Below are 16,820 nucleotides of genomic sequence, written 5' to 3' on the forward strand. Positions count from 1 at the left end.
CGTCCGCTGACTGCGTGGGACGTCGTTCGGGTGGCCAACTCCGTGACTAGCACCGGTGTGCCCAACACTAGGTGGGTTGGGTCCTCGATCAGGTGAAAATGAGAATTCCTCGTTGCCGTCACGTGTCCACCGGAAGGCGGGGAGAGCTGCGAGCTGTCGTCCCTGGGTCGATGGCGAGGTATGGCGTCGGCTGTCCACGAGCCGATGGGCGCGACCGGCCGGACGGGTGGATAAAGGCCGTGGTCGCCGGCCGAAACGCTGGTAGGTTCGCTCGCCGTGACACCGAACGTGGGAGCTGGTCTGGGAACGACGTTCGCCCGACTCTGGGCGGCGACGACCCTGTCGGCCCTGGGCAGCGGTCTGGCCACCGTCAGCGCGCCGCTCTTCGTCGCGTCGCGTACCGACGACCCGCTCGTGGTCGCCGGGGCGTCCGCCGTGGCGTGGCTGCCGTGGCTGCTCTTCGCCCTGCCCGGCGGGGTGCTGGTGGACCGGATGGACCGGCGCCGCCTGATGATCGTCATCGACCTGGTCCGGGTGGTCGCGCTCGCCGTCCTGGCCACGGCGATCCTCACCGGCCACGGCGGAGTGGCCCTGCTGTACGCGGTGTTGTTCCTGGTCAACACGGGTGAGATCGTGTTCCGCGCGGCGAGCCAGGCCATCGTGCCGAGCGTGGTGCCGCGACACCGCCTGGAGCGCGCCAACGGTTGGCTCAGCGGTGGCGCCACCCTCATGCACAGCATGCTCGCCGGCCCGCTCGGCGGCTTCCTGTTCGCGCTCTCGGCAGGCAGCCCGTTCCTTGTCAACGCGGTCACGTACGCCCTCAGCGCCGTCCTGGCGGCACTCATCGGCGGAGACTTCCGGGCCTCCGCCGGCGAGACGCACGAACGCCGTACCCGTTCGATGGGTGGCGAGATCGTCGAGGGGCTGCGGTGGTTGGCGAACCAGCGGTTGCTGCGCACGATGGCCGTGCTGATCGGTCTGCTCAACGTGACCCTCACCGCCGCGCTCGCGGTGCTGGTGCTGCTCGCCGGCGAGCGGCTCGGACTCTCCTCCGTCGGCTACGGCCTGCTGTTCACCTGCATGGCCGCCGGTGGGGTGCTCGGCGCGTTCCTCGGCGACCGGATCATCGCCCGGATCAGCGCCACCTGGACGATCCGGATCGGCCTGCTCGTCGAGGCGGGCCTGCACCTGGCGTTGGCCGCGTCGCGCAGCACCATCGTGGTCGGGTTCGCGCTCTTCGCCTTCGGCGTGCACGGCGCGTTGTGGAACATCGTGGCGAACTCCCTGCGCCAACGACTCACCCCGCCGGCGTTGCAGGGGCGGGTGGCCAGCACGACCCTCTTCGTGGCGGCCGGTGGCAACTGCGTGGGCGCGCTGCTGGGCGGGGTGCTCGCCGCCCGGTTCGGCATCACCGCGCCGTACTGGGTCGGGTTGGTGGTGGCCATCGGCGTCGCCGCCGCCACCTGGCGGGTCTTCGACCGCGCGGCGGTCACGCGCGCCTATGCCGACCCGCCCGCGGTCGAGCAGCAGCGCACGCCCGTGCCCTGAGTGGTGCGGCGGGCGGCGGCGGGCGGCGGTGTGGCAGCGTGGTGCGGGTGACCGATTCCGCGCCGCTCGACGTCGACCTCGCGCTGCTCGGCGGTGGCGGCGCGGCGTCGCTGCTGCTGGCCGCGCTGGACCGGCACGGCGTCCGGGACCTGCGTATCGCCGTCGTCGACCCGGTCCACCGACGCGGTCAGGACCGCACCTGGGCGTTCTGGGGCCACCCGGGCACCGACCTGGACCCGCTGCTCAGCGCGAGCTGGCAGCAGGTCGAGGTGGCGACGACGGCGCGGCGCCGCGTCCTGGACCTGACCCCGCTGCGGTACGCCATGCTCCGCTCCGGCCCGGTCTACGACCGGGCTGCCGATGCCGAACGTCGCCTCGGTGCCACCCGGATCGTCGCCCCCGCCGAGATGGTGACCGACGACGGCACGCGGGTGCTGGTGCGTACCGGCGACGGGCGCGTGGTGCGGGCGGCCTGGGTGCTCGACTCCCGACCCCGCCCGCCGGTGCGAGCGGGGCGAACCACCTGGTTGCAGCACTTCCGGGGGTGGTGGCTGGAGGCCGACCGGCCGGTGTTCGACCCCGTGCGCGCCGTGCTGATGGACTTCCGCACCCCGCAGCCACGCCGAGGCGTCTCGTTCGGGTACGTGCTGCCGGTGAGCGACAGGTACGCCCTGGTCGAGTACACCGAGTTCTCGCCCGACCTGCTCACCGACGCCGGGTACGACGCGGCACTGGCCGGCTACCGCGACCTGCTCGGCCTGGACCCGGCCGGGCTGCGGGTGCGCGAGGTGGAGAACGGGGTGATCCCGATGACCGACGCGCCGTTCCCGGCCCGGCCCTCGCCCCGGGTGGTCCGGTTCGGTACGGCCGGCGGCGCGACCCGACCCTCCACCGGCTTCACGTTCTCCGCCATGTACCGCCAGGCCGACCAGGTGGCCCGCTCCCTCGCGACGGGACTGCCGCCGGTGCCGCAGGCCGCGTACCCGCGTCGGCACCTGTGGATGGACGCGGTGGCCCTGCGAGCGCTGGACCGGGGCGGGGTCGGCGGCCCCGATTTCTTCGACCGGCTCTTCGACCGCAACCCGGCCGAGCGGGTGCTGCGCTTCCTCGACGGGCTCACCACCCCGGCCGAGGAGGTCGCGATCATGAACTCGACCCGGCTGCTGCCGATGATCGCCGCCACCGCCGGAGACGCGGCGCACCGCGCCCTCGACCGGCTTCGCCCGACCCGCCCGGCGCCGGCAGTCCCGCCCGCGGTGGTGGGGGATCCGCTGGGCGCGGAGCCCGGCGCGGGTGGAGCGACCCGTCGGACCTGACCGGTGTCGTGTCCTGCGCCGCCTGTAGAGCTGCCCCGCCAGTGGGGCACCCTGGGCGGGGCACCGTGGGCGGGGCACCGCAGGCGGGGCACCGGGGGCGGGCCTGGGGCACCGTGGGCGGGGCGTCGCCTCGGCGTGCCGGCCCCCCGAGCGGGGAGGACGACGTCACCGCCCGGTAGGTTGCCGGGCATGGTGGACGCGGCGGCCGGCAGGGGCGTGCAGATCTGGACCGACGGGGCGTGCAGTGGCAACCCCGGGCCGGGCGGTTGGGGCGCGCTGTTGCGCTACGGCGACCACGAGCGGGAGTTGTGCGGTGGCGAGGCCACGCCGACCACCAACAACCGGATGGAGCTGATGGCGGCCATCCAGGCGTTGGAGAGCCTGAACCGGCCGGTCACCGTGGAGCTGCACACCGACAGCACGTACGTGCGCAACGGCATCACCAGTTGGCTGGCGTCCTGGAAGCGCAACGGTTGGCGGACCGCCGCGAAGCAGCCGGTGAAGAACGCCGACCTGTGGCAGCGGCTGGAGGCGGCCTGCGAACGGCACGAGGTCACCTGGCTGTGGGTCAAGGGGCACAACGGCCACCCGGAGAACGAGCGGGCCGACGGGCTGGCCAACAAGGGCATGACCGAGGCGCGAGCCGCACTGACCAGCCGCTGAGCCCGGGTCAGCGGGTCGCGTCGGGGTGCCCCGGCATGCTCGACCCGCCGCCGCTGCTGCCGGACGAACCACCGGCGACACCCGAGTTGTCGGGCTCGGTCACGATGTCCGGCCGGACGTCGGTGTCCGCCGGCGCGGGCACCTCGGTGTCCGCCTCGACCTGCACCAGCGGCACCTGGCCGGCCTCGTCCTCGCTGTGCTGCGGGTCGCCCGGCAACTCACCGTCGCGCTTTCGGTAGCCCACGCCGTGCCCCCCGTCGATGCCGGTCCGCGTCGGCGCTGGCTACCCGGCGTCGTACCGGCCGAAACCTCGCGCTCAGCGCCGTCGGCGGCGGCCGGTGGAGGCGGTTGCCCGGGAGGGCTGGCGGACCGGGGTGAGCGGCAGCGCCGTCCAGTGCGGCGGCCGGGTGTGGGTCGCCGGCAGGACGGTGCGTGCGTCGCCCCGCGCGGCGTCCAGCTGGGACTGGTGCAGGAAAAGCGTGCTCCGCAGATCGGCCCCGCGCAGGTCGGCCCCGCGCAGGTCCGCGCCCGTGACATCGGCCCGGCTCAGGTCGACGCCGCGCAGGTCGGCGCCGATCAGCAGCGCCCCGCGCAGGTTGGCCCGGCGCAGGTCGGCCCGGCGCAGGTCGACGCCGGGCAGGTGCGCGCCCCGGTGGTCGGCGCCCCCGGGTGCTCGGGCCGCGTCGCTGGCCCGGGACAGCAGCGGGTTGACCCGGTCCCGATGCGCGGCGACGTCCACCGTGCGCAGGCGCGCCGGGTCACCCTCGGTCAGTGCCGCCGTCTCGGCGCGGGCGCGGACCAACTCGTCGCGCAGGTCGGCCGGCGGACGCAGCGCCAGCGCCTCGGTGACGTACCAGAGCAGTTCGTGCAGGGGGCGCAGCACGGCGAACGCCTCCGCCATGGCCGGCAGCGTCTCCGGCGCGTCCCGCCAGTCCCGCCCGCCGAAGGTCACCTGGGCGACCTGCTGCCCGGCCCCGAAGCAGTCGAACACCGTGCAGCCGGGAAACCCCCGTTGGCGCAGCTCGGTGTGGATGCCGCAGCGGTGGTCCGGACCGAGGTTGGGGCAGGCCCGCCCGGCCGGCTTGTCGATGGCGAAGTCCGCCGAGCGGGCGAACGCGGGCACCACGCAGCACAGGCCGAAACAGCGTCCGCAGTCGGCGCGAAGCTGCGCCGACCCGGGCGGCGGTGCGGTGCTGGGCGACACGTGGCCGGTCCTCCTGGCGTTCGGGGCGAGGCCACAATTGTCTCGCGCCCCGAGCCGACCGGTCGGGTGGGGGTCACCGTCCGTGCGTGTCGTCGGCCGCCGCCGAGCGGGGCGCCGGCGGACGGGAGGTGCCCGGTGGCGGCACCAACCGGTAGATCGCCCGCTCCCCGTCGGCGTGCCCGTACTTCTGGTCGAAGTGCCGTTTCACGGTGTCGGCCGGCGTGTGGTCCTCGTCGGCGGGCTCCGCCAGCGCGAACATCGCGGGGGACGCCCCGGGCGCGCGGGGCGGCAGCATGGCGCGCGCGGTCAGTTGCCCGGTCACCCGGAACCCACGGCAGTCGACGTAGTGCTGCCCGTCCACCGTCACGTACGGCACGCGTACCTCGGCCACGTCCGAGTCGTCGTGCAGGAGGGTGACCATGACCGACCAGTAGCGCTCCAGGTCGAGGGTGGCCTGTTCGTGCTCCCACAACTCCTCGAACCGGGCGTGCACGAACCCGCCCCACGGGCTGTCCATGTCGACCTCGAGCTGGGGGACGTTGAACGACAGCTTCCCGATCGGGAAGAACGAGATCAACGCCCGCCCGTCCCACTGGTAGAGCTGGATCGACGGGGACGCGTCGTAGAGCCGGATCTGCAGGCGTTGCCGCAACCGGGCGTCGAGGGCGTCGGTGAAGGCGACCAGGTGGCGCAGGTTGGTGCGGATCTGCCGGGGAACGTCGACCCGCTGCCGTTCCAACTCCTCGGAGCGTTGCTGCGCGGCGGTGCAGTCCGGATCGAGCAGGAGAAGCTGCACCTGCGCGCCGTTGGCGAGCGCCGTCCGGATCGCGCTCAGCGTCTCCTCCCGGTGCCGCTGCTCCAACAGGATCGTCCAGGTGTCGAGGATGCGCACCCGGCGGCCGGAGCGGTGCAACCGGGTCACGAACGCCTGCTGGTCGAAGCTCAGGTGCTCCTGCACCCGTGCCTTGCGGGCCTCCTCGAACAGCGGGTCGAAGATGACGTACGAGATGGCCGCCAGCACCACGCTGGCACCGAGGTTGAGCAGCAGGTCGCTCAGGAAGCCGGTGCTGCGCCAGGCGCCCACGAGCATGACGACGGCGACCCCGAGCAGGGCCCCACCGACGACGAAGGCGCGTCGTTGCCGCCCGCCTCGACCAGCCCACCCGGGCATCCGGTCCCCTTCCGCTGTCGGTCGGCCCACCGCCGTTTGCTGATCACCGGAATTCGGAGGATACGTGCCCGCTTTGCTGGGCGCTGTCCCCTTCTCCGAGCGGCCGGTTCACCGCTCGGAGAAGCTCCGCCGCTCATAGGGTGACGGTAACGGAGTCGTGCGACCACGGAGGGTGGCGGGGTGGACGAGGGCGAACGCGAGCAGGCGCTTCTCTCCGTCCTGACCACCGAGCACTACGCGTTGCAGACGTCCCGCGCCGGCACCATCGCCGAGGCCACCGGCCGCGCCACCATCTTCCTGTCGGTCCTGTCGGCGGCGCTGATCGGCCTCGGCTTCGTCGCCAGCAACGACAAGCTGGTCCGGCCGTACCTGGCCGCGGTGCTGCCGACGCTTGTCATCCTCGGGGTGCTGACGTTTCTGCGGCTGGTGGAGACCACCGTGGAGAACTCGTTGGACCTGCGGCGGATCCAGCGCATTCGGGCCTACTACCAGCATCATCTCGCGGGCGAGCACGACTTCTTCGCCGACGCGGTGGTGGCCGACGACGCCATGAGTACCGCCTGGAACCTGGTCGGCACGCGACCGGGGCGGTGGGAGTTCCTGCTGACCACCGCCGCACTCGTGGGCGCGGTCAACGCGGTGCTGACCGGGCTCGGCGTCGCTCTGGTGGCCGCGACCGTCGGGGCCGGGGGCGTGGTGACGGTCGCCGTCGGGGTGCTGGTCGCGGTGGTGGCGTTCGCGGCGCAGTTCGCGTACATCGTCCGGGCGTCGGCCGCGCCGATGCGTTGACGTCGCCCGCTCCTGCCGATCAGACGGCGTACCGTCGCCGGATGCGGATCACCCGATTCACGCACGCCTGCGTCCGGATCGAGCACGACGGCGGGGTGCTTGTCGTCGACCCGGGGACATGGAGCGAGCCGCGTGCCCTCGTCGGCGCGGACGCCGTCCTGGTCACCCACGAACACACCGACCACGTGGACGTGCTGCGCCTGGCCGGCCTGGGCGTCCCCGTGTACGCCCCGGAGGGCGCCCGACTGCCGGATCTCGTGCCGCTGCCGGTGACCCGGGTCCGCGCCGGGCAACGCTTCACGGCGGCCGGCATCGAGGTCACCGCCCACGGTGGCCGACACGCCGCGATCCACGAGGGGCAGCCCGACTGCCCCAACCTCGGCTACCTGATCGGCGACGGGCTCTACCACCCGGGCGACGCCCTGCACGTGCCGGACGAGCCGGTGCGGACCCTGCTCGTCCCGGCCCAGGGGTCCTGGCTGCGCCTCGACGAGGCGATCCGGTTCGCCGCCGCCGTGGGTGCCGCCGCGGCGTACCCGATCCACGACGCGCAGCTCAACGAGCGAGGGCTGGCCAGCGTCGCCGGCTGGTTCGGCGAGACGATCCCCGGCTACCGTCACCTGCTGCCCGGCGACACCGCCTGACCCCGGTCGTCGCCCGCCGGGGTGCGGAACCGGGGCGCGGCGGCGGTGAGCACCGCGGCGGCCGTCGGGGCGGACCACCGGATGGTCAGTTCCGTCACGAGGTCGGCGACCAGGCGGCTCACGGCCGGCCCGCCTCCCGGGTGCAGCGCCTCGGCGACGATCAGCACCGACGAGGTGCCCGCCCGCACGGCCGACCAGCCGCTCTGCCGGTTCGTCCACCGTCGGGCGTGTGCCCGCCCGGCGGAGTCGACGAATGTCACCTCGCCCGGCTCGGGATGCTCGGTGTCGCCCGCGAAACTCAGGTACGCCTCGTCGCCGTGTGCCGGCCGGACCACCAGGTCGCCGTCGACCCGGTCCAGGTCGAGCGCCGCGACCGGGATGGCGTACGCGGCCGAGATGGCGTTGCAGAGGTCGACGAGCGGGTGCACCCGGGGCAGCTCGCCGTCGAGGCGCAGCCGACGCAGCAGCGCCTCGGCGGCGCAGCGGTACTTGGTGGGGCGCAGCCCCATCGCCGCGTACGCCCGCCGCCACGCCTGGATCTCCGGGAACCCGCTCTCGGCTCCACCGGCCAACCGCCGCCGCGCCTCGGCGAGATGAACTGCCGTGCGTGCCGCCACGTCGGCGGTGGCGGTGATACCGGCGGCCTGCACCACACCGGCGACCAGATCGGGGTACGCGTCGCGAAGCTGCGGAGAATGTTCGAACTGCACGGTGGTCCTATCGTTCGGTGAGGGCGAGGGTCACGCCGAGCGCGACGAACGTGCCGGCGGCGGATCGGCGCAGCCAGTCGGTCACGCGGGGGCGGGTCAGCACCCGGTCGCGTACCCGGGCCGCGAAGATGCCGTAGCCGCTGAACACCACGAAGGTGAGCAGCATGAACACCGCGCCGCAGCCGAGCATCACCCGGGTCGAGCCCGGTGCCGTGGTGTCCACGAACTGCGGCAGGAACGCGACGAAGAACATCGTCGGCTTCGGGTTGAGCAGGTTGACCAGCACCCCGGAGACGATCACCCGGAGCGCCGAGCGGGGTGGGGCGTCGGTCGTCACCGCGAAGGCGTCGCGGTCCCGAATCATGGACCAGGCCAGATAGAGCAGGTAGCCGACGCCGAGGTAGCGGACGGTCTCGAACGCCACGGCGCTGGTCTGCATCAGCGCGGCCAGCCCGGTCATCGCCGCCAGCAGGTGCGGCAACGTCCCCAGCGTGCAGGCGAACGCGGCCAGCACCCCGGCGCGGGCGCCCCGGGACAGGCCGGCGGAGAGGGTGAAGAGCACCCCGGTGCCGGGGGTGACCACCACGATCAGCGTGGTGATCAGGAACGGGATGGTCACGATCGTCCTCCGGCGGGGTTGGCAGGTCGGGCTCCTGTTCACTCTGCTGCCACAATGGCCCGATGGGCAGAGCCAAACCGACCATGTCCGAGGGGTCCATAACGGCCGGGTCGGACTTCCTGCACCTGAGCCTCGCCGACGCGGAGCCGGGCGGACGGACCGACTGGCTGACCGACCGGCTGCGGCAGGCCATCGCCGAGGGACGGGTGCCCGTCGGCGAACGGTTGCCCCCCACCCGGGTGCTCGCCGCCGACCTCGGTGTCTCCCGGGGCGTGGTCACCGAGGCGTACCAGCGCCTGGCCGAGGAGGGGCACGTCACCGGGCGGGGCCGGGCCGGAACGGTGGTCGTCGGCGCGCCGGCCGCGTCCACCTCCGCCCCGGCCGCCGCGCCGGCACCGCTCGCGACCTTCCCGCCGGCACCGGGCACCGACATCTTCGACGCGGTACGCGCGGCGCACGCGACAATCGACCTGACGCCCGGCGTACCCGACCTGACCGCCTTTCCCCGTGCGGACTGGCTGCGCGCCGAGCGGACCGTGCTGCGCCGCCTCGCCGCGGCCGACCTCGGCTACGGCGACCCGTGCGGCGCGCCCGCGCTGCGACAGGCCGTCGCCGCCTGGTTGGCCCGCAACCGCGGGATCAGCGTCGACCCCGTCGAGGTGATCATCGTGGCCGGCGTCTCCCAGGCGCTCGGGCTGCTCGCCCAGGCACTCACCGCCGCCGGCGTCGACCGGATCGCGGTCGAGGACCCGGGCTCGCTCGGCGTGCGGCAGCACCTGAACAACTGGCGGATGGACACCCCGCCGATCAGTGTCGACGACGCCGGGCTGCGGGTCGACGAGTTGGCCGCCAGCGGCGTACCGGCGGTGATGCTCACCCCCGCGCACCAGTTTCCGACCGGCGTCGTGCTCGACGGTGACCGCCGCCGCCACCTCGTCGCCTGGGCGCGGGCCGGCGGTCTGATCATCGAGGACGACTACGACGCCGAGCACCGCTACGACAGGGCGCCGGTGCCGGCGCTGCGGGGCCTGCTGCCCGAGCAGGTCTGCTACGCCGGCAGCGTCTCCAAACTGCTCGCCCCCGCCCTGCGGGTCGGCTGGCTGCTGGTGCCACCGCGACTGCGCGAGGCGGTGGTGGCCGCCAAGCGCAACGCCGACCTGGGCAATGCCGTGCTCCCACAACTGGTGCTCGCGGAGTTGCTGACCTCCGGCGCCTTCGAGCGACATCTGCGGTTGCTGCGCCGTCGACACATCCGTCGGCGGGACGCGATGATCGCCGCCCTGGGCCGTGCGCTGCCGTCGGCGACGGTGCACGGCGCCGCCGCCGGCCTGCACCTGATGATCACGCTGGACGACGACGTGGTCGACACCGAGCTGGCGGCGGCGACGCTGGCGCGTGGGGTGAAGGTGCAACCGCTGTCCTGGCACTGCCAGCGTCCCTACCCGCCGGGCCTCGTGCTCGGCTACGCGGCCCGTACGACGACCGAGATCGACGAGGGCGTCGCGCAGATCGCCGCCGCGCTCGGCCGCCGCCGGTTTTGATCACCGCCAGTGCCGCCGGCCGTCTCCCCGGCCGTGGGGTGGGGGCTCAGCCCAGGAACAGCTGCACCAGCACCAGCGCGGCGAGCAGCGCCGGACCGCGCGAGCCCTGGCGCACCAGATCGACCGGGATCATGCCGAACGGCGTGTTGACCGTCGCGCCACCGTAGTTGATCGGCGGGCGGGTACCGGCCCGGAACGCGGCGGCCACCACTCCCAGCGCCAGCGTCGGCGCCAGCCAGGACGGCCCCGGCTCGACTGTCGGCAGGGTCAGCAACCACCACAGCCCCGCGCCGACGGCCGGCACCACCACGTGGATCCCGCGCAGCAGCGCGTCGCTGCCGCCCAGTGCCCGGCGCAGTCCGGGTGACCGGCTGATCGACCGCAGGCCACCGGTCAGCCGGTTGGCGGCGAGGTACGCGAACACCACCTGCGCGGCCCCGGCCAACCCGGGCAGGGCGAGCGCGGCGGCGTACTGCACGCCGATCAGCGTCACCCAGAGCAGCAGGGCGCTCGGGTGGCGGCGCAACCGGCGTACGTCAGCCTGCAGAAACGCCCACCAGGCGGGGCCGGGCAGCAACCGGCGGCTGCTGACCCGGCCGATCCGACGCCACCGGCGGCTCTCCACCAGGCCGGTGAGCAGGCTCGGATCGAGCAGGATCGTGGCCGTGGCGGCGGCGTTGGCGAACTGCGCGCCGGTGGTGAGCGTGGCCCGGTCGACCTGCGGCAACGCGCGTACCGCGCGGATCGTGCCCAGTCCCGCGAGGGGCAGCGCGAGGGCGAACAGCGCGACTGTCGGCGTCACCGCCGGCCGGGGCAGCCCGTCGCCGAGGTGACCGAGGAGCACCACCACTGCGGTGACGACGGCGGCCACCACCATCGGCGCCGCGCCGGCCACCGCCGGCCACCGTCGACCCGCCCGGCTGCTCTGGGCGACGACGCTGAGCGCCAGCGCCGCCGCACCCCAGGCCGCGCCGGCCGCGGCCGCCCAACCCAGCGTCGCCGGATCGCTGGCCCCGCCGAGCGCCGCCACGGCCAACCCGAGCACCGCCGTGCCCACCGCGGCACCGACCAGCAGCAGGACGAACCGTGGCGCCAGCCACGCCCGCCGGTCGACAGGCGCGCTCGTCGCCCAGCTCTGCGTGGCCGGGGTGACCAGCAGCGGTCCCAGCGCGCGCAGGCCACGCCAGGCCAGGCCGGCGCCGGCCAGCAGCGCGGCGAGCGCCAGCCACCAGCGCACCCCCGGCTCCGCCTGCCCCACCGTGGGCGAATCCAGCAGGTCACGGCTCGCGCTGATCGCGAACCAGCCGTACATGCCCGTGAACAGGACGATGACGTACGCGTCGCCCAGCACCTCACCGAGGGAGTGATCGTGGTGTCGGCTGCGGGCCCGGCGCAGGTGGGTACGCAGTTGCCGGGCGGTGGGCACCCCGGCCGGTGTGGCGGCGATGGTGGCCGGTGGGGCGCTCACCTGCCGATCTCGATGCGCTCGTCGACCACCGCGTCGATCAGCTCCGGGTCGTGCGAGGCCAGCAGCACGGCGGTGCCGGCCTCGCGTTCCCGCACCAGCCGCTCGGCCAGCCACTGTCGCCCGCGTACGTCGAGGCGCTGCTCCGGCTCGTCCAGGATCAGCACACGGCGGGGCCTCACGAAACAGGACGCCAGCGCCAATCGGCGGCGTTGCCCGCTGGACAGGGTCACCGGGAGCTGGTCGCGGGCCGGCTCCAGACCCAACTCGGTGAGCACCTCCTCGACCGGCTCGGCGTTGCCCCCGTGGGCGTACGCGACAAGTTCCAGGTGCTCGACCACGGACAGGTCCGGGAAGAAGTCGATGTCGTCCAGGGCGGCCGCCACCAGCGCCCGGACCTGCGGGTCGGTCTCGTCGGCCCGGCGGCCCTGCACCAGCACCTCGCCGGCGTCCGGCCGGTCGGCGCCGACCACGCAGCGCAGCAGGGTGGTCTTGCCGCTGCCGTTGGGCCCCAGCACCACCGCGATCCGGCCGGCCGCGAGCGTGAAACTCACGTCGTCGAGCACGACCAGGTCGCCGAAGTTGCGGCTAAGTCCCCGTACCGAGAGCGCGTCCACGATCACAGAGTCTCCCAGAGCGGTCCCACCGACCAACCTGAGCGACCTATGTCACGCGGTCGGCGGCGTCGTCGGGTCGGGCGGGTAGAGCGCGGCGAGCCCGGCGGCGGTGGCGGCCAGGCGTTCGCGCAGCGCGACAGGGGTCAGCACCTCGACGTCGGCGCCGAGGCGCAGCAACTCGCCGTGGGCGTGGGTGAGCGACTCGATCGGCAGCACCGCGGTCACCCAGCCCCGCGCGTCCGGCGGCTGGGCGCTGGCGTCCACCGCGGTCACCACCGGATCGCTGCCGATCTCGCGCAGCCGTTGCCGGCCGGCGGTGGAGAGCCGGACGGTGGCCTCGTCGCGGTGCAGGCGGGCCCGGAACTGCACCACGTGTGCCCGCCACCAGGCCGGCAGGTCGAAGTCGGCCGGTCGGACGAACTCCTGCGGCAGCGGGGTCAGCGCGAGGATCTGGTTGACCCGGTAGGTCGCCGGAGCGCCCCGGCCGGGCTGGTCGGCCACCACATACCAGCGGCCGCCCTTGAGCACCAGGCCGTACGGCTCCAGCACCCGGGTCACCTCGCCGTTCCACCCGCGGTAGCGCACCTCGATGCGGTGCTGCCGCCAGACCGCCTCGGCGGTGCGGGACAGCTCGGGGGAGGCGTCGCCGTCGGCGTACCAGCCGGGGGTGTCCAGGTGGAAGCGTTGTTGGAGCTGGGTCGCCCGGTCGCGCAGGGGGGCGGGGAGCGCGGCGTGCAGCTTGAGTCGCAACGCGCCCACCACGTCGCCGTAACCCAGCTCGTCGGCGGGGCCGGGCAACCCGGCCAGGAACAGCCGGTCGGCCTCGTCGGCGGTGAGCCCGGTCAGCCGGGTCCGCCAGCCGTCGACAAGGTGGTAGCCGCCGGCGTGCCCGGCCTCCCCGTACAGCGGGATGCCGGCGGCGTGCAGCGACTCCACGTCCCGGTAGATCGTGCGGGGGGAGACGGCCAGCCGTTCGGCGAGCTGGGTGGCGGTCAGCCGGCCGTGTTGCTGCAGCAGCAGCAGGAGGGAAAGAAGTCGAGAAGCCCGCACTTCACTGACACTAGTTGTCAGGGGACCCGTCCTACCGTCCCGGCATGGCATTTCGCGACAAGGAACTTCGGGCGCCCGGACCGATCACTGTGGACGGCCGGCAGCTCAAGCGCTACCACATAGACCAGCCGGAGCAACCAATCGAGCCGGAGGTGGAGAAGGCCGCGTACGACCACCTGCCGTTGCTGCTCGTCGACCTCGACGACGACGGCACCCCGGCCGCCGGCTGGGTGGTGCTGCACCGGGGCGCGGACACCGGCGCCTACCTGCTGGCGTACAGCTGGGTGTGGGACAACGCGCTGGAGGTCCGGGTCGCCGCGGCCGGGCAGCCGGCGCTGGACTGCCCGGACGAGGACCCGACCCACTTCGTGGAGGTCGGTCGACCCGCCGTCGGCTGCGTGTGGGAGTTGGCGGTGTTGGAGCACGAACGGGCCGCCTGGGTTCGGCACGTCCTTGCGCCGGAGGCACCCGACCTGACTGGATATCTCAACGACACGCGAGCGGAAGGGCCGGTGGGCCGCTGATGGGCGACTTCGACTTCTATGTGGGCACGTGGAACGTGGTGAACCGGCGGCTGCGCAAGCGGCTGGTGGGCTCCGACGAGTGGGAGGAGTTTCCGGGGGTGTCGGTCGCGCACAGCTTCTTCGGTGGTGGCGGCAACTTCGACGAGATCACCTTCCCGACCAAGGGCTCCGCGGGCGCCACGGTCCGGATCTTCGACCCGGCCAGCGAGGAGTGGTCGATCTACTGGATGAGCAGCGTCGACGGCGTGCTGGGGCTGCCGCCGATGGTGGGCCGCTTCGTCGACGGGGTGGGCCGCTTCTACGCCGACGACCAGCACGAGGGCCGACCGGTGCGGTGCCGGTTCATCTGGTCGGACATCAGCGCGACCACCGCCCGCTGGGAGCAGGCGTTCTCGGTCGACGGCGAAAAGACCTGGGAAACCAACTGGATCATGACCTCGACCCGGGTGTCCGACTAGTTTCCGGCCATCAGGGGGCGGTGTTAGGGTCCGACCACCGCCCCCTGCTGGAGGAACGCGATGGCCTCCGACCACGTCGACGTGCTCATCGTCGGCGCCGGCCTGTCCGGCGTCGGCGCGGCCTGCCACCTGCGCCGCGACTGCCCGGACAAGACGTACGCGGTGCTGGAGGCGCGTGACGCCGTCGGCGGCACCTGGGACCTGTTCCGCTACCCGGGCATCCGGTCCGACTCGGACATGTTCACCCTCGGCTACTCGTTCAAGCCGTGGACCGCGCCGAAGGCCATCGCCGACGGCGCCACCATCCGGGAGTACGTGCGGGAGACCGCCCGGGAGTACGACGTGCAGCGGCACATCCGCTTCCGGCACCGGGTGCTGCGCGCCGACTGGGACAGCGACACCGCCCGCTGGACGGTGCACGCGCAGCGCACCGACACCGCCGAGACGGTGGTGCTGACCTGCTCGTTCCTGTTCGCCTGCACCGGCTACTACCGCTACGACGAGGGATACACCCCGGCCCTGCCCGGCGTCGACGCCTACGGTGGGCGGCTGGTGCACCCGCAGCACTGGCCCGAGGACCTCGACCACACCGGCCGGCGGGTGGTGGTGATCGGCAGCGGCGCCACCGCGGTCACCCTGGTGCCGGCGTTGGCCGAGTGGGCCGCCCACGTGACGATGCTCCAGCGCTCACCCACGTACGTCCTGGCGCGGCCCTCGCGCGACCGGCTGGCCGACGCGCTGCGGCGCTGGCTGCCGGCGGCCGCCGCGTACCCGGTGGCGCGCTGGAAGAACGTGCTGCTGTCCACCGCCACCTTCCAGCTCAGCCGCCGCGCCCCCGGCCTGGTGAGGCGGCTGCTGCGCCGGGCCGCCGCCGGCCGGCTCCCGGTGGGGTACGACGTCGACAGGCACTTCGCGCCCCGGTACGACCCGTGGGACCAGCGCCTCTGCGTGGCCCCCGACGGCGACCTGTTCACCGCCGTGCGCGAGGGCAGGGCGTCGGTGGTGACCGACACCATCGACACCCTCACCGCGCACGGTGTCCGGTTGACCTCCGGCGCCCAGGTGCCCGCCGACATCGTGGTCACCGCGACCGGGCTCAACCTGCTCGCCCTCGGTGGCCTGACCCTGTGCGTGGACGGCGCCGAGGTCGACCTCGCCAGCACCGTGGCCTACAAGGGCATGATGGTGTCCGGGGTGCCCAACTTCGCGCTGACCCTCGGCTACACCAACGCGTCGTGGACGCTCAAGGCCGACCTGGTCGCCGGGTACGTCTGCCGGTTGCTGCGCCACCTGGACCGCACCGGCCAGCAGGTCGTCACCCCGCTCCCACCCGACGACGACGCGCGCGTGCCGCTCATCGACCTGCGCTCCTCCTACGTGCTGCGCAGTCTCGACGCGTTGCCCCGGCAGGGCGTGCGCGCACCATGGCGGCTGCACCAGAACTACGCCCGCGACGTGTTGCTGATGCGGCACGGCCGGCTCACCGACGAGGGGGTGCGCTTCTCCCGCGCCACCGCGCCCGCCCCGCGTCCCGTCCCGACCCGTCCGGCCGCTCGCCGGTAACCGTCAGCGGAGGAGCACCGATCGTGCGGAGATTCGACTTCACCGGCGCGACAGCCGTGGTCACCGGGGCGGCCAGTGGGATCGGCGCGGCGCTGGCGCACGCGCTTGCCGGCCGGGGCACCGACCTGGTCCTGCTGGACCGCGACGCCGACCGGCTGGACGCGGTCGCCGCCGCGATCCGCGCCGACCACCCGGACCGTCAGGTGCACACGTACCTGGTGGACCTCGCCGACGCGGACGCCACCGCCCGGGTGGCCGCCGAGGTCGGTCGGCGGCACCCGCGCGTACGGCTGCTGGTGAACAACGCCGGCGTCGGCCTCGGCGGCCGGTTCGACCAGGTGACGTTCGACGAGTTCCGCTGGGTGATCGACGTCAACTTCCGGGCCGTGGCGCAGCTGACCCACGCACTGCTGCCGACGCTGAAGGCGGAGTCCGGCGCGCACCTGGTAAACGTCTCCAGCCTGTTCGGGCTGATCGCGCCGGCCGGGCAGGCCGCGTACTCGGCGAGCAAGTTCGCGGTGCGCGGCCTCACCGAGGCGCTGCGCCACGAACTGGTCGACGACGGCATCGGGGTGACCTCGGTGCACCCCGGCGGGATCCGCACCCGGATCACCGCGAACGCCCGGATCGGCAGCGGCGTCTCACCCGAGGAGTACGCGGCCGGCCGGGAGCAGTTCGAGAAACTGCTCACCATCGCGCCGAGCCGGGCCGCCGAGGTGATCCTGCGCGGCGTCGAGCGGAGGCGCGGCCGGGTGCTGATCGGCTGGTCGGCGAAGCTGCCGGACCTGCTGGCCCGGGTCCTGCCGGCCTCGTACAACCGGTTGCTGGTCGCCGGCCTGAACCGGCGCGTCGTCCGCCCGGCGCCACCCGTCCCCGGTGTGCCGGCGCCTCGCCCCGGCGACGCCGACGCGGCCCGCGAGGTGGCCTGACCGGCGGCG

Annotated in this window: 18 protein-coding genes; 10 read left to right on the forward strand and 8 right to left on the reverse strand. The window is 73.7% G+C overall.

The annotated features are described in order from the left end of the window. Positions 1–276 precede the first annotated feature (276 nt). The 3 genes from ACGFH8_RS20065 to rnhA all read left to right on the forward strand — a co-directional run bounded on the left by ACGFH8_RS20065 (position 277) and on the right by rnhA (position 3,527). Positions 277–1,548, forward strand: coding sequence for an MFS transporter (locus ACGFH8_RS20065; RefSeq protein WP_393369005.1), 1,272 nt, complete (start codon positions 277–279; stop codon positions 1,546–1,548). Positions 1,549–1,595: 47 nt separating this feature from the next. Next, entirely contained in the window at positions 1,596–2,864 is a 1,269-nt protein-coding gene (locus tag ACGFH8_RS20070; protein WP_393369008.1) for a lycopene cyclase family protein, read from the forward strand. Between the two features lie 189 nt (positions 2,865–3,053). Further along, on the forward strand, positions 3,054–3,527 hold the full coding sequence (gene rnhA, locus ACGFH8_RS20075) for a ribonuclease HI (protein ID WP_030491933.1): 474 nt from the start codon (positions 3,054–3,056) through the stop codon (positions 3,525–3,527). A 7-nt stretch (positions 3,528–3,534) separates the two neighbouring features. Here the strand turns inward: rnhA and ACGFH8_RS20080 are convergent, their stop codons facing one another. The 3 genes from ACGFH8_RS20080 to ACGFH8_RS20090 form a co-directional block, all read right to left on the reverse strand. Continuing rightward, a complete protein-coding gene (locus tag ACGFH8_RS20080) occupies positions 3,535–3,771 on the reverse strand; it encodes a preprotein translocase YidC (protein WP_238648548.1) in 237 nt (78 codons plus the stop codon). Between the two features lie 72 nt (positions 3,772–3,843). After that, positions 3,844–4,731: a pentapeptide repeat-containing protein gene (locus tag ACGFH8_RS20085; RefSeq protein WP_393369012.1), complete on the reverse strand. Its 888-nt coding sequence runs from the start codon at positions 4,729–4,731 to the stop codon at positions 3,844–3,846. Positions 4,732–4,804: 73 nt separating this feature from the next. After that, positions 4,805–5,902: a DUF5919 domain-containing protein gene (locus ACGFH8_RS20090; RefSeq protein WP_393369015.1), complete on the reverse strand. Its 1,098-nt coding sequence runs from the start codon at positions 5,900–5,902 to the stop codon at positions 4,805–4,807. A 180-nt stretch (positions 5,903–6,082) separates the two neighbouring features. Here ACGFH8_RS20090 and ACGFH8_RS20095 point away from each other — a divergent pair, with 180 nt between their 5' ends. Together ACGFH8_RS20095 and ACGFH8_RS20100 are read left to right on the forward strand one after the other, a co-directional pair. Then, positions 6,083–6,691, forward strand: a complete 609-nt coding sequence (locus ACGFH8_RS20095; RefSeq protein WP_393369017.1) for a hypothetical protein — start codon at positions 6,083–6,085, stop codon at positions 6,689–6,691. A gap of 41 nt (positions 6,692–6,732) precedes the next feature. Beyond that, complete coding sequence (locus ACGFH8_RS20100) at positions 6,733–7,335, forward strand: MBL fold metallo-hydrolase (protein ID WP_393369019.1); 603 nt, start codon at positions 6,733–6,735, stop codon at positions 7,333–7,335. Here ACGFH8_RS20100 and ACGFH8_RS20105 read toward each other — a convergent pair. Both ACGFH8_RS20105 and ACGFH8_RS20110 read right to left on the reverse strand, forming a co-directional pair. Continuing rightward, complete coding sequence (locus tag ACGFH8_RS20105) at positions 7,308–8,045, reverse strand: B3/4 domain-containing protein (protein ID WP_393369022.1); 738 nt, start codon at positions 8,043–8,045, stop codon at positions 7,308–7,310. The two genes, ACGFH8_RS20100 and ACGFH8_RS20105, sit on opposite strands and share 28 nt — an antisense overlap. A gap of 7 nt (positions 8,046–8,052) precedes the next feature. Further along, positions 8,053–8,664, reverse strand: coding sequence for a LysE family translocator (locus ACGFH8_RS20110; RefSeq protein WP_393369024.1), 612 nt, complete (start codon positions 8,662–8,664; stop codon positions 8,053–8,055). Positions 8,665–8,726: 62 nt separating this feature from the next. On the opposite strand from ACGFH8_RS20110, the gene ACGFH8_RS20115 reads away from it, so the two are divergent. Next, positions 8,727–10,205 (forward strand): PLP-dependent aminotransferase family protein, encoded by a 1,479-nt coding sequence (locus tag ACGFH8_RS20115; RefSeq protein WP_393369026.1) that lies wholly within the window; start codon positions 8,727–8,729, stop codon positions 10,203–10,205. A 46-nt stretch (positions 10,206–10,251) separates the two neighbouring features. Here the strand turns inward: ACGFH8_RS20115 and ACGFH8_RS20120 are convergent, their stop codons facing one another. The 3 genes from ACGFH8_RS20120 to ACGFH8_RS20130 are packed head-to-tail and all read right to left on the reverse strand — an operon-like array spanning position 10,252 to position 13,337. Further along, complete coding sequence (locus tag ACGFH8_RS20120) at positions 10,252–11,673, reverse strand: DUF6297 family protein (protein ID WP_393369028.1); 1,422 nt, start codon at positions 11,671–11,673, stop codon at positions 10,252–10,254. Beyond that, entirely contained in the window at positions 11,670–12,293 is a 624-nt protein-coding gene (locus ACGFH8_RS20125) for an ATP-binding cassette domain-containing protein (protein ID WP_393369031.1), read from the reverse strand. Before ACGFH8_RS20125 ends, ACGFH8_RS20120 begins: the two co-directional genes overlap by 4 nt. A 45-nt stretch (positions 12,294–12,338) precedes the next feature. Next, entirely contained in the window at positions 12,339–13,337 is a 999-nt protein-coding gene (locus ACGFH8_RS20130; protein ID WP_393369033.1) for a helix-turn-helix transcriptional regulator, read from the reverse strand. Positions 13,338–13,381: 44 nt separating this feature from the next. On the opposite strand from ACGFH8_RS20130, the gene ACGFH8_RS20135 reads away from it, so the two are divergent. The 4 genes from ACGFH8_RS20135 to ACGFH8_RS20150 are packed head-to-tail and all read left to right on the forward strand — an operon-like array spanning position 13,382 to position 16,811. Further along, a complete protein-coding gene (locus ACGFH8_RS20135; RefSeq protein WP_393369036.1) occupies positions 13,382–13,861 on the forward strand; it encodes a hypothetical protein in 480 nt (159 codons plus the stop codon). Next, positions 13,861–14,319, forward strand: coding sequence for a hypothetical protein (locus tag ACGFH8_RS20140; RefSeq protein ID WP_393369039.1), 459 nt, complete (start codon positions 13,861–13,863; stop codon positions 14,317–14,319). Before ACGFH8_RS20135 ends, ACGFH8_RS20140 begins: the two co-directional genes overlap by 1 nt. Before the next feature lie 60 nt (positions 14,320–14,379). Continuing rightward, complete coding sequence (locus tag ACGFH8_RS20145) at positions 14,380–15,882, forward strand: flavin-containing monooxygenase (RefSeq protein WP_393369041.1); 1,503 nt, start codon at positions 14,380–14,382, stop codon at positions 15,880–15,882. A gap of 23 nt (positions 15,883–15,905) precedes the next feature. Next, the gene (locus tag ACGFH8_RS20150) at positions 15,906–16,811 is read left to right on the forward strand and encodes an SDR family NAD(P)-dependent oxidoreductase (RefSeq protein ID WP_393369044.1); all 906 of its coding nucleotides are present in this window, start codon (positions 15,906–15,908) and stop codon (positions 16,809–16,811) included. The last annotated feature ends 9 nt before the right edge of the window (positions 16,812–16,820 follow it).

The organism is Micromonospora sp. NPDC049175 (genome assembly GCF_043197345.1).
In the GTDB taxonomy this organism is placed as follows: Bacteria; Actinomycetota; Actinomycetes; order Mycobacteriales; family Micromonosporaceae; genus Micromonospora.

What these genes read in the sequence shown, in the direction of transcription:
- rnhA (WP_030491933.1), top strand. Translation starts at nt 3,054, where the DNA reads ATGGTGGACGCGGCGGCCGGCAGGGGCGTGCAGATCTGGACCGACGGG.
- ACGFH8_RS20090 (WP_393369015.1), bottom strand. Translation starts at nt 5,902, where the DNA reads ATGCCCGGGTGGGCTGGTCGAGGCGGGCGGCAACGACGCGCCTTCGTC.
- ACGFH8_RS20100 (WP_393369019.1), top strand. Translation starts at nt 6,733, where the DNA reads ATGCGGATCACCCGATTCACGCACGCCTGCGTCCGGATCGAGCACGAC.
- ACGFH8_RS20115 (WP_393369026.1), top strand. Translation starts at nt 8,727, where the DNA reads ATGGGCAGAGCCAAACCGACCATGTCCGAGGGGTCCATAACGGCCGGG.
- ACGFH8_RS20135 (WP_393369036.1), top strand. Translation starts at nt 13,382, where the DNA reads ATGGCATTTCGCGACAAGGAACTTCGGGCGCCCGGACCGATCACTGTG.
- ACGFH8_RS20140 (WP_393369039.1), top strand. Translation starts at nt 13,861, where the DNA reads ATGGGCGACTTCGACTTCTATGTGGGCACGTGGAACGTGGTGAACCGG.
- ACGFH8_RS20145 (WP_393369041.1), top strand. Translation starts at nt 14,380, where the DNA reads ATGGCCTCCGACCACGTCGACGTGCTCATCGTCGGCGCCGGCCTGTCC.